Origin of the sequence: Robinsoniella sp. RHS (assembly GCF_001029355.1) — a bacterium.
Classification (GTDB): Bacteria; Bacillota; Clostridia; order Lachnospirales; family Lachnospiraceae; genus Robinsoniella; species Robinsoniella peoriensis.
In genome coordinates this window covers 253,564-265,706 of the sequence record NZ_JNGB01000020.1, presented here as the reverse complement: position 1 = coordinate 265,706, position 12,143 = coordinate 253,564, and the positions used below count along the sequence as shown (strand labels likewise).

8 protein-coding genes are annotated in these 12,143 nt (G+C 42.6%); 6 read left to right on the top strand and 2 right to left on the bottom strand.

Translation table 11 applies throughout. From position 1 onward, the window contains the following. Positions 1 to 11 precede the first annotated feature (11 nt). The 3 genes from RHS_RS11795 to RHS_RS11785 all read left to right on the top strand — a co-directional run bounded on the left by RHS_RS11795 (position 12) and on the right by RHS_RS11785 (position 4,957). Positions 12 to 896: a carbohydrate ABC transporter permease gene (locus tag RHS_RS11795; RefSeq protein ID WP_395022151.1), complete on the top strand. Its 885-nt coding sequence runs from the start codon at positions 12 to 14 to the stop codon at positions 894 to 896. Between the two features lie 56 nt (positions 897 to 952). After that, positions 953 to 2,509: an ABC transporter substrate-binding protein gene (locus tag RHS_RS11790; RefSeq protein ID WP_047833281.1), complete on the top strand. Its 1,557-nt coding sequence runs from the start codon at positions 953 to 955 to the stop codon at positions 2,507 to 2,509. 177 nt (positions 2,510 to 2,686) lie between these two features. Then, positions 2,687 to 4,957: an AraC family transcriptional regulator gene (locus tag RHS_RS11785; protein WP_047833280.1), complete on the top strand. Its 2,271-nt coding sequence runs from the start codon at positions 2,687 to 2,689 to the stop codon at positions 4,955 to 4,957. A gap of 35 nt (positions 4,958 to 4,992) precedes the next feature. Here the strand turns inward: RHS_RS11785 and RHS_RS30870 are convergent, their stop codons facing one another. Next, positions 4,993 to 5,058 carry a DUF6783 domain-containing protein gene (locus RHS_RS30870; RefSeq protein ID WP_395022193.1) on the bottom strand — a complete coding sequence of 22 codons (66 nt, stop codon included), beginning with the start codon at positions 5,056 to 5,058 and terminating at the stop codon, positions 4,993 to 4,995. 139 nt (positions 5,059 to 5,197) lie between these two features. Here RHS_RS30870 and RHS_RS11780 point away from each other — a divergent pair, with 139 nt between their 5' ends. Beyond that, entirely contained in the window at positions 5,198 to 6,160 is a 963-nt protein-coding gene (locus tag RHS_RS11780) for a uroporphyrinogen decarboxylase family protein (protein ID WP_047833329.1), read from the top strand. Between the two features lie 27 nt (positions 6,161 to 6,187). After that, positions 6,188 to 7,222: a uroporphyrinogen decarboxylase family protein gene (locus RHS_RS11775; RefSeq protein WP_047833279.1), complete on the top strand. Its 1,035-nt coding sequence runs from the start codon at positions 6,188 to 6,190 to the stop codon at positions 7,220 to 7,222. A gap of 118 nt (positions 7,223 to 7,340) precedes the next feature. Here RHS_RS11775 and RHS_RS11770 read toward each other — a convergent pair whose 3' ends face one another. Then, a complete protein-coding gene (locus RHS_RS11770; protein ID WP_047833278.1) occupies positions 7,341 to 9,728 on the bottom strand; it encodes a helix-turn-helix domain-containing protein in 2,388 nt (795 codons plus the stop codon). Positions 9,729 to 9,941: 213 nt separating this feature from the next. Here RHS_RS11770 and RHS_RS11765 point away from each other — a divergent pair, with 213 nt between their 5' ends. Beyond that, positions 9,942 to 11,969, top strand: coding sequence for a hypothetical protein (locus tag RHS_RS11765; protein WP_070041432.1), 2,028 nt, complete (start codon positions 9,942 to 9,944; stop codon positions 11,967 to 11,969). Positions 11,970 to 12,143: the final 174 nt, after the last annotated feature.

Below are 12,143 nucleotides of genomic sequence, written 5' to 3'. Positions count from 1 at the left end.
GAGGAATAAAGATGAAGAAAGATTTATCATTAGGCCCTAAAATAATCATTTATGCATTTCTGGGTCTGTGTTGTTTACTATGCGTAATTCCCATTATCACGGTGGTATCCATTTCCTTTTCCAGTGATATCCGAATCATGAAAGAGGGCTATGGAATTTTTCCAAAAGGCATGACGCTGGATGCGTATAAATTTGTATTTAAGGATGCGGCTGCAATACTCCGGTCTTATGGTGTGACGATTTTAGTTACAGTTCTGGGGCTTGTAATCGGGCTCACACTGAATTCCATGATTGCATATGTCCTGTCCAGAAAAGACTATGCCTGGCGCAAACCGCTGACGGTATTTCTGATTATTCCCATGGTGCTGAATGGCGGTATGGTTCCTACCTATATATGGCTGACAAAATACCTGCATTTAAAAAATACGATCTGGGCAATGCTGCTGCCTATGCTGATTGTTCCATGGTTTATCATCTTAATGCGAACATTTTTCACCCAGCTTCCGGCATCGCTGATGGAAGCAGCCACCGTGGATGGTGCAGGGGAGCTGACAATATTTACGAAAATTGTATTGCCCCTTGCAAAACCCGCCCTGGCAACGGTAGGGATGTTTATAACATTGAATTACTGGAATGACTGGTTCCAGCCGCTTATGTATATTGATAACCGGGAGCTTTATAATCTCCAGTACCGGCTTTATGTTCTGATGCGGGATGTACAGGAAATGATCAAGAATTCAGCAATATCCGGAATGGGAATCAGCATGGTAGACATGCCCACGGAATCTATGCGTATGGCGATGTGCGTGATTGCAGCAGGACCTATGCTGGCTGTATTCCCGTTTTTCCAGAAATATTTTGTAAAAGGATTGACTGTCGGAGGCGTAAAAGGCTGATAAAGAATGTAAATTGCTATGTCAATTACATATAAATTTTATGAGGAGGAATAAAGATGAGAAGGAAAAATTTGATTGCTCTTGGAATGGCAGCAGTAATGGTAATGGGGACACTGGCTGGATGCAGCGGAAACAGTAATTCAGAGAAAAGTGCCCAAACTGACGCAAAAGCGGAAAGCGGCAGTAAGACTGGCGGCAAAAATGACGTATCGGAAGAAGGAGACGGCGGCGGAGCGGAGAAAAAAGAAGACAAGGAAGTTGTCAATTTGAAAATTCATACACCGGTTCCGGAGCAGACAGACGGAAAGGCAGTAATGGAAGCACTGAATGAGTATACGAAAGAAAAAATAGGGGTAACCGTAGACTATGTATTCCATGGAGGCGCTTACGGTGATAAAATCCAGACCATTATTGCATCCGGTGAAGAGTATGATGCCTGCTTTACGTCAAACTGGCTGAATCCTTACAATACCAATGTGGTAAAAGGTGCATTTATAGATATTACAGAGCTGCTGCCAAAGGCTGCACCGGAACTTCAGAAGGCGATTCCGGACTATATATGGACGGCAGCTACAGTAAAAGGCGGAATTTATGCAGTACCAAACCAGCAGATTGTGGCCCGCCAGATCGGTGCACTGATGCCAAAAGACTATGTGGACGGAACAGCAACAGATATTAGTACAGTTAAAAACCTCACAGATTTGGGTGAGTATGCACAGAAAGCCTTTGATCAGTTTGGTGCAAAGGTAGGAGGGGTAAATCGTGCCCAGGCAGCGGATTACTGCGGATATGAATATATCAGCGATTACATGGCAGCCGGTGCGATTAAGATGGATGATACATCCGCTAAGGTTGTAAACTTCTATGCAACAGATGAATGGAAAAATATGCTGAATGAGCTGGTCAGTCTGAATGAAAAAGGGCTTCTGGACGGCGAATGCGGATATATGGATGAATACGGCGAGAGCCAGCGTGTTGCAAAAAAGACGTCTGCCTTTTATTCCGGAACTTATAAGCCCGGTGTGGAAGCCGAAGAATCCGCAAGAGCAGGATATGAATGTGTAATGGCTACGGCGGCAACGGATCCTTATATTTCCACTAACAGTGTAATTGCAACCATGTATGGCATTTCCACAACCTCCAAACATCCGGAAGAAACACTGAAGTATCTGGAACTGATCAACACAGATCCTTATGCCATAAATTTGATTTCCTACGGTATCGAAGGAACACATTATAAAAAGACCGGTGAGAATACAATTGAACTGATTTCTGACAGCGGTTATTCCCATGGTCAGTCGTGGGCATTGGGAAATGTATTCAACACCTATGCACTTGCCGGACAGCCGGAAGATATCTGGGAGCAGACCAGGGCACTGAATGACAGTGCGAAGACATCTCCGATCCTTGGTTTTTCCTTTGATCCGGAGGCAGTCAAAATGGAAGTGACAAATGTGTCTAAAGTTGTAAAAGAGTATGAAAGCCTTGTGGGCGGTGAGCTGCCTGTGGAAGAAACGAATGCCGAATTCCTGGAAAAATTAAATGTGGCAGGAATTGATAAAGTGATGGCTGAAATGCAGAAGCAGATTGATGAATTCCTCGCTTCAAAATAATAAGATATACAGAGATAAATATGTAACGCCGCGGGTAGATGAAGCTTTCCACCCACGGCGTTTTCATGGAAAAAGAAGAAAGTGATAAAAAAAGAAGTCTTTGCCACAATTTGTAGTTGCAAAAAGAAGGGTTCTGTTAGAAAATTATTATAAAATTAGCTGACAGGGGGAAGTGAAATGAAATTGATGGAAAGCTGCAAGGGATATCTTGCTCGTAAGTATAAAGACCAGAAGCAGATGGAGAATCAAAAATTATTTCGCAGAATTTTTCTTGGGATTTCCGTAAGTATGCTGGTAGTGATTCTGGCGGGTTCGGGATGGATGTACCGCATGGTGAAAAAGGTCATTATCGATCAGAATATCCGGATGTCCATGCAGGCATTTTCACAGGTGCAGACGGATTTTGAGGAAGCCAACGGCACAGCCAATATGATTGCCACCCAGGTAATGCTTGATGACGTCTGTTCCGAACTGCTGACAGCCGTTTCGGGACAGACGCTGAACAGTATCACCCTGAGCAAGGTGCGCAACCAGCTTTCTCTGTACCAGAATACGAATCCCGAAGTTGAATCCATCTATATTTATAATAATGACCTGGATCTTTTTATCACCTCCGGAAGCAGGTTTGGGGCAGTGGGAAAAGCAGAATATTCTGATCAGAATATAGTAAGCATCTTAGAAAATCCGCAAAAGTATCATACACAAAATCTGATCCGCAGAGAGATGACAACGAAATATTCCAATCAGACAGAGAAAAAGGAGGTTGTCTATTCTTATCTATTATATGCAGCAGAACAGAAAAAAACGGGAAGTGTGGTTATTGTCAATATGAAATTTGATAAGATGCTGCAGGAAATTCTGGATATGGAGATTCTGAAAGACAGCCGGATGCTTATTATCGATGAAAAGAATGAAAGGCTTGTGGATTTACAGACCTATCCGGTCCAAGAGACTGCGAAGATGAGGGAAACGGTACTTCAATTGGCGGAAAAAGGGATTAAGTATCAGGAAGCAGTGGTGGATGGAGAGAAATATTTTTTCTCCTATCTTTTTTCAGGCAAAAGCCAATGGAATTATGTCAAAATTACCAGGTGGAATTCAATGTTCCATGTTCTTCTGGACCTGCGCCGCTGGATCGTGGGATTTACGCTTACTATTGTAATTGCGGTCGTTGTAATAGCCCTGGCTAATTCAGTAACCATTTTGAAAATACATAGAAGGCTGGAAAAAAAATATGCCCTGTCTGAAAGGCGTTCGGACCGGTATCTTCTGAGAGAAGGATTCTTAAGCGATTTTCTTCACAACAGAAAGCTTTTTGGAAAAAACCAGCTGCGTCAGCAGATAGATAACTTTGGATTCTCCGTTGACGAAAACCAGAAGTATGCCGTGTTGATTTTACAGTTGGAAGCGTACAAAAAATTCCGGGATATTTATGGAAAAACCGGTACCTACGATATCAAATATGGCTTTCAGAATATATTTGAAGAAACTTTTGGGAAGTATTTTCAGGTAATGGGATTAATTAACCGGGATCACACACTGACGTTTCTTCTGGAAACAACGCAGGAGGATGGAATGCAGGAGAAGATCAGTGAGTGTTTCCACGCGTTCTGTGAAAATGTGAAAGTTTTTATTGAATGGAATTTTTCCCTGGTCGGATCAGAAGAAACTGTTAATCTGGAAAAGGTTCCGGAAGTGAACAGCAATCTGAAAACGGTTATGCAGGAAAGCTTTTTTTATCCGCCGAATACTTATTTTACATACGAACAGATTCAGACAGAGCATGGAGAACAGGCGGAGTTCCAGCAGCTGGAGGCGGGCAGCCTGCCTAAGGCAGTTCGTTCCGGACAGGATGTGTGGGAGGTCTACCAGAGCTTTACACAGAAACTTAAAAAGTGCAGTATGGTGGAATATATGAATGCGATTATCTGGCTGGGCATAACTGTTGTCCGTAGTGTAAAGGACTTTTCTTTTTATGAAACCGAAGCAAATGACTTCTTAGTTCAGCTGACAGCATGTGAAAAGGCTGCTGAAGTGGATGAACTGTTCCTACAGCTTTTTGAAAAAATACATGAAAAGCAGGAAAAGGCAGCAGTTAAAAAAGGAGTGATCGGGAAGCTGGATGAAGTAAAAAAATATATTGAAGAAAACTTTTCCGATCCTAATCTCACACTGGAACAGCTGGGAGATGAATTCAGTGTATCACCAAATTATTTAGGAAGGCTGTTTAAAAAAGATATGGGAATGTCTGTGGCGGATTATATAAATGGGGAACGCCTGCAGTGGGTGTTAAAGGAATTGGAGAATACAGAGCGGGCAGCAAAAGATCTTGCAGAAAAATGCGGATTTGTGAGCACAAATTATTTTTATACTTATTTCCGGAAAAAAATAGGCGTGACCCCGCAGGCATACCGGGAAAAATTCAGGGAACAAAAAGGAGTTAAATAAAGCCTCGAATTGTTTGCAGTATATTTGCCCCGAATTCATGTTACGTAGCCCGCTACGCGCCCTTCATTCGGGACAAATCTACCACAAACTGTGATGCACATCTGTCAGAAAGCAATTTTAAAACACGCTCTAAAGTTGAAAGAAAATTATGATATAGAAAGGAAGCCACGAGATGATTCTTTCAACTTGTTTTTAGTGGCTGTGTTGCAGGCTAACCTGCAATATGTGACGGGTATTAATATGACACACAAAGAACGTTTTATAAAGACCTTACAATGTGAGGATATCGGGGGAAGGGTGCCCCATTTTGAACTGGTATTTTTCCTTACCATGGAGGCACTTGGAAAGGTACATCCCAGCCACAGATTCTATGAACAGTGGAATCAGATGAGTTACACGGAGCAGAAGCTTCATATTCAGGAGATTGCTGATATTTATATCGATACTGCAAAGCGATATGATCACAGTGCAATTTTTGTACACTCCAACCCGGGGGGTTTTGATAACATCCAGTGGTTACTGGAAACCATCCGGGAAAAGTCAGGAGATGAATATTATCTGATGATGCATGGAGATCCGACCTGGGCAATTCCGGATGGGGATACCATGATTGATTTTGCAGTACAGATGCTGGAGGAGCCGGAAAAACTAAATGAGATATCTAAGAGAAGAGTAGAGGAGCATGCTGCTTTTGCTGATAAGCTGGACCGAAAAGGTCATTTACTGGATGGATTCACCCTTTGTTCCGATTATTGCTTTAATACAAATCCATTTTTTTCCCCGGAACAGTTCGAAGAACTGATCATCCCCTATTTAAAAGAAATCATCAGTGAATACAGAAAAATGGGGTATTATTCTATCAAACATACAGACGGGAATGTGATGCCCATTTTAAAACAGATTGCCGACTGCAAACCAAATGCGATCCATTCCCTGGATCCCCAGGGGGGCGTAAATCTGGCAGAAGCAAGAAAGATTGTGGGAGACGGCATTGCACTTATCGGAAATGTAAACTGCGGTCTGCTACAGACTGGAACGGATGATGAATGCGACGCTGAAGTACAAAGATCTCTGCGTGAGGGAATGGAGGCGGGAAGGGGATACATCTTCTCCACCTCTAACTGCGTATATACGGGCATGGCATTAGAGCGGTATGAAAGAATGTGGAAGATCTGGCAGAAATACGGGATTTATTCCGATTAGTGAAGGTACACAAAGAAAGGATGCAGCATGGAAGTATTGAAAAAAGAGGATGTGTTACGTGTAATTGAGGGAAAAGGGGCAGCGAAAAGAATTCCGCTCCTATATGATATCTGGATCTATGATAATGTATTTGAAAATGATGCCGGAAAACGCAATGCCTGGCTGGAGAAGTACCCCTGTGATGTGGATGAAGTATTTTTACAGATGCCGGGAATGACTGAGGGACCAAAAGAAGATCCTGACTTTTACTGGGCGGCACCCGGAAAACATAGTTTGGAGGGAAGGGGGCTGGATGCTCAGTGTCTGATTGAGGACTGGGGGGATGCGGGGGAATTCTATGATACTTTTCCAGATCCAAAATCACCGGCTCTTATTTTGGGAAAAAAAGAAAAGGATGGGCGTTACCTGCTGGGAAGATGGTGGTATTGTTTTTTTGAGCGGCTTTGGTCCTTGCGGGGAATGGAAAATGCGCTTACTGATTTTTATCTGTATCCGGAAGAAATTCACCGTTTATTTACCAGACTGACGGATTTTTATATGCGGATTATGGAGCGGGCAAAAGAAGAGCTGGATGTAGATGGTTTTTTTGTATCCGATGATATTGGGACACAGACGGCACCTTTCTTTTCCCTGGATATTTTCCGGGAGTTTTTCAAACCATATTATAAAAAGCTCATTGACAAGGCACATGAGCTGGGAACTCATTTCTGGCTGCACAGCTGCGGCAATATTGAGCTGTTTCTGCCCGATTTGATTGAAATCGGACTGGATGTGATCCATCCTATCCAGAAGAATACCATGAATGAGCAGGAGATTGCGGAAAAATTTGGCGGGCAGATTTGTATTTTAGCAGGCGTGGATGTACAGTATCTGATGGCTTTTGGTTCTGCAGAAGAGGTAACGGAAGAAATTGCATTTCTGATGAAAGCATATGGCAGAAGGGATGGACGCCTGATGATGACTATGGGGAATGGATCAACCCCGGATTGGAAAATACAGAATCTGAAAGCACTGTACGAAGCCTCCCTGTATCCCGTTATAGAAGGGAGTGGCAAAGAATGAATCATATTATTGCAGGATGCATTTTCAGTGATTCCTGCAGAGAGTGAAAAATAAGATGGTAAGAGAGTTTTCTAAAAGGCTGTCCCCGGACGATCGTCCGGGGACAGCCTTTCTTTCATTACTCATCATTACGTAAGTGTGTATTCATGCGGTATTCACCAAGAGATACTTTAAAGTACTTCTTGAAGCGGGTATAAAAGTAATTATTTTTTTCCATGCCGATTTTATCCAGGATCTTATTTAATGGAAGTTTTGTCTCATTCAGATAGTGGGCAAGCATTTCCATTCGAAGATCTGTGATATACTGGGCAACAGATTTCTGCATGGCTGATTTAAAAATCTGTCCGATATAATTGGGGGAAAGCCCAATCTCTTCTGAGATAGAACTCAGGCATAAAGAGGGGTTGGAAAATTCCCGGTCTACGATCTGGCAGATACGCTGTGTTACGATATCCGTATTCTGGCTGAATGGATTATCATGGAGAAACGCTATTTTGCTGCAGAGGGACTGGAGTAAAGTATCCATGAGCCTGCTGATATCAGATGCAATTTCTACATTTTTCAGGTCAACCAGACAGTCCTTTAATAGTGTCATGCAGTCTTCTTTCAAAACAGGATATTTATCGGATATCTGAAAATACAAGTCATAAATAAGCCGTATGCTGGAAGACATAATCTCATTATAGTCATAGGAAAAGAGCTGTTGGGAAATTTTCTGGTAGGTTTCCAAAGCCTGTCCCGTTTTTCCATTTAATACAGCGGAAGACAGTCGTTCTGATAATTGCTTAGGGAAAAAGAAAATATCGGAATTCAGGTCATCCATCATCTGCGGGCTGATAATACTGGAGTGTCCGTAACGTATTTTCTGCAGCAGTGAGTTCTCCATATTGATATACATGCTGGGCAAGTGTTCCAGACCCTTAAAAAGGGTGCTGTATGCCACGGTTAATGACAGCTTTAAGTACCGGTCTACGTTTTTTTGAATGGAAAGGAATATGTTCTGCAGCTTCTGATGGAAAGCTTCATTGGGAAGTTCTTTCCCGCAATTAATTAATATTACAAATTTGTCATTTTCCCGGCTGAAAAGATTGCAGGTGAAGGACTGTCTGACAATTTCCTCGGCGATGTTAGCGATTGAGAATCGGAATACCCATAATTCATTCGGTGCGTTGGCATTGAGAAAATCCTGGTAGTTATCAATTTTCAGGACAGCCATGCATATCGGCTGGTCTGTAAGATAAGTAAGATTCTGGGACTCCAGTGCGCGCAGAGTGCTGTCAACAGGCTCAGTGCGGTTTCCTGTGACCAGGCTGTTCAGGAAAGACTCTTTATAGCTTTGGGCATTTTTTTTCTTTAAAGTATTCAATTTTTGATTGTTCTGGTGCAAAGATTCAAATACTGTCAGAATATGCTGAAATTCAGTTGGAACCTGAAGCTTTACATCGGAATCGCCATAGGCCTGGTCTTCCAGCAAGTGGGTTACTTTCTGTATCGGTGTATTCAGCCTCTTGGCAAAGAATAAGCACAGGAGGATGCAGAACAGAAAAACAGATATCATAATGGCGGAACTGATCAGTACGGCTGAGATAATATCTTTAAAAATAATACTGGAGGGAACCAAGCTGATCAGGTACCAGTTATTCACATTGTCACGTGTAAAGGAATAAAAATAGCGGGTTTTATCAATGGTAAAAAAACCGTTGCCGAATCGTTTATCGTCTGCAAATTTTTCCTTAAAGGATGAGAATGTGTCGGCATTTTCCAGAAGCCTGGGGGTCAGTACAGAACTTAATACGGTCATGTCAGAATCCATTACAATGAAATCCATAGGGGTTCCCTCTTTATATCTGTTCATGGAATGGATGGCATCTGTCAGAGAGGAAGCGTAAGTATTAATTATAATAGCATTCCTGCGTCCGTCCTTGCCGGTGTAGGAATCATAGTAGACGTAGGAGAGAATTTCAGCATTCTGGGTCATTTCGTTAATCCTTCTTGGAATCGGGTGTTTATCATAAGCGGCGATAAAGTCCGGGTCTGTCACCAACTTTACACAATCCGAATCTGTAAATTCACTGCTGCCTGACTGGCTGCCGTTTTTAGACGAAAAGAATAAATCCAGCTGCGCGTTATAGAGATAGATGCTTTCAACATAAGGAAGTACAACCAGCTGGTTATCCAGTACGCGGCTTGCCAGAATCGGAGTGGTGGAAGAGCGGTTATTCATATAAAGAAACGAAATAATGTCATTATTATTAATGAGAGAACGGGTCACCCGCTGTATATTGTCATTGAGCTGTTCCACGGTATAATTTGTCTGTGATACCAGGTTCTGGTTAAAACCGGAAGTCAGTTTCAGCGAAGTTTTTCCATAGTTAATGGAAAGAAAAGAAGAAAGAAGAATGGTAATAATTACAGATATTGCAAGTAAGCTAAGGAGCGTGCTGTTAAAAAAGCTCCTGCTTTTTTGTGAGTCTGTATGCAGCTTTTTAAATATAAATGCTTTCATTTTATTTCTTCCACCTTTGCCTTTTGATAATATCATTATAATAAAAATAAGAAAAGATTCAATAGAGGATTGGGGAAAGTGATATTATTCGTAGAAAAGATTAAAATTCAGAGAGGTATATTTCTTAGAAATACGTGAATTTGTAAAGAGTCATCGTTGTGAAATTCCGGTAATTAAAGCATAATGGGAAAAAATAAGTGAAGGAGAAGAAGAATGAATGAAAAATTTACTTACTCGCTGCGTATTGGCATCTGCCCGGATTTTTACGCAGAAGAGAAGTTTTATGATTTATTGAAGTTTTGTAAATCTGCACAGATTGATGATGTCCAGTTTTTTCTGAATATGGAAGAAGTCAATCAGGGGCATTTATCATTGGAGAAGACAAAAGAGTGGCTTCAAATGATAGAAAAGTTTAAACCCAAGTTAAATGAAGAGGGAATCAGCGTATCCTTAAACCCCTGGACAACGGTTCTCCATGCAGACCGGGGAAGAACCTTAGCAGAAGATCAGAATTTTACCACTATGGCTGATTATAACGGCAGGAAAGCAGACGCAGTAGCCTGCCCTTTGGATCAACAATTTCAGGACTATATCAAAGCTGTTTATCGTTTGTATGCAGATCTTCATTTTGCAGTTATATGGATTGAAGATGATTTCAGGCTGCACAACCATCCCCCGCTGGAATGGGGAGGATGCTTTTGTGAACTGCATAAGAGAGAGTTTGCCAAACGTATAGGAAAAGAAGTGGATATGGAAAGTTTTCTGGAGGGCATTCTGTGCCAGGGTTCCCCGCATCCTTACCGGAAGGTGTGGCTGGATACCGCAAGAGATACCATGTGTGGTTTTGCAGCTCTTCTGGGTGAGGCGGTCCATGAGATATCTCCCCATACAAGGATGGGACTTATGAGTTCCGGTCCGGAGGTGCACTGCGTGGAGGGACGTGACTGGAACGGTATTTTCTCCGGTTTATCAGGTGAGACGGCGCCTTTGAACCGCCCGCATCTGCCGGCATATGCAGAAGCTTCGCCCCGCCAGTATGCATTGGATTTCCAAAAGACTACCAAACTGAGTGCAGCCATGACAAAAGGCCAGGCGCAGCTTTGGCCTGAGCTGGATAATTTCCCCCATACAACATTTTCTAAATCTCACCGTTTTACACGCCTGGAAATAGAAAGTGCCCTGGCTGTAGGGGCAGACGGAATCACCATGAATCTCTTCGATATGATAGGGAACGGCATAAATAAGGAACAAAAATATGATGAACTGCTAAGCAGGGCAAAACCATATTTAACCGGGATCACAGGTCTGCATCTGAAAGGCAGTGAGGAAAAAGGCATTTGTGTGATGTACAGCAGCAATTCTTCCTATACCATACATACAGACGGAACAAGATGTTTATCAGCCATACAGCCCTGGGAGACATTCTGGGCAGAATACCTTTCTGCATTTGGCATGGCGAACCATTATTGTGATGACTGTTCCAAAACAGGAGAGATTATGGCGGTCAGCGGACAGTATTTTCGAAATTTAAAACCATGTGAAATCACGAAGATGTTTTCTGACAATGTCCTCCTGCTGGAAGGAGAAGCAGTGGAAACCCTGGTGGATATGGGGCTTGGCTGTCTGCTGGGAATTACTTCCTGTGAATGGTATCCGGCAAATACCGGTAAGCACAGCTACGAACAGGTGATTACAGAACAACGGTTCCAGAACCTGCCGTATGCCAGGATTTCTGCTCAGACCATGGGGGAAACGGGGGATTACCTTAATATAACGTATACAAAAGAGCCGCACCAGACAGTTTCTGTGCTAAAAGCGCCGGATGGTTCTGTCGTAGGAGAGGGAGTTGTCTATGTAACGAACCGCGCCGTGATACTGCCCTACGGCCATATGCGTGACAGGCATAACTTTTTGTTAAACCCGGTGAGACAGGAAATGCTAAGGCACCTCATCTTATCCATGAAGGATGTACGGCAGCCTGTAATCATAGAAAATTGTCCCTATGTAACCGTAAGTCATTTTAGCCGGGAGAGACAGCAAGTGCTGTTACTGTTCAATTATGCAACGGATGATTTTGAAAATGTGAAATTAGATCTTCCATTTCCGGTACAGGACGCATTTGAAATTTCCAGAGAAGAAGGAAAGCCGGTTCCGCTGCAATTTGAAAAAAGGGAAGGCGGGATACTTTTGCCGGTCATGCTGGAGCACATGACTTCCCGCTGCATCGTGTTAAAATCATGAAATCTGCTGTAATCCTGAAAAGTGTTCGTTTTCAGAGAGATAAGTATGGAACAAAAGCGTTCCATACTTTCTATTGAAGCAGTACCGCAGACCCGTTTGCGGTATGCAGGGGTATAAAAATGCTAAAACAGGAAGAAAACGAAGGTTTTCGAAATTATCTTTGTTGAAAAGCGT

Coding starts and splice junctions, on each gene's coding strand:
- RHS_RS11795 (WP_395022151.1), top strand. CDS start 12: ATGAAGAAAGATTTATCATTAGGCCCTAAAATAATCATTTATGCATTT.
- RHS_RS11790 (WP_047833281.1), top strand. CDS start 953: ATGAGAAGGAAAAATTTGATTGCTCTTGGAATGGCAGCAGTAATGGTA.
- RHS_RS11785 (WP_047833280.1), top strand. CDS start 2,687: ATGAAATTGATGGAAAGCTGCAAGGGATATCTTGCTCGTAAGTATAAA.
- RHS_RS11780 (WP_047833329.1), top strand. CDS start 5,198: ATGACACACAAAGAACGTTTTATAAAGACCTTACAATGTGAGGATATC.
- RHS_RS11775 (WP_047833279.1), top strand. CDS start 6,188: ATGGAAGTATTGAAAAAAGAGGATGTGTTACGTGTAATTGAGGGAAAA.
- RHS_RS11770 (WP_047833278.1), bottom strand. CDS start 9,728: ATGAAAGCATTTATATTTAAAAAGCTGCATACAGACTCACAAAAAAGC.
- RHS_RS11765 (WP_070041432.1), top strand. CDS start 9,942: ATGAATGAAAAATTTACTTACTCGCTGCGTATTGGCATCTGCCCGGAT.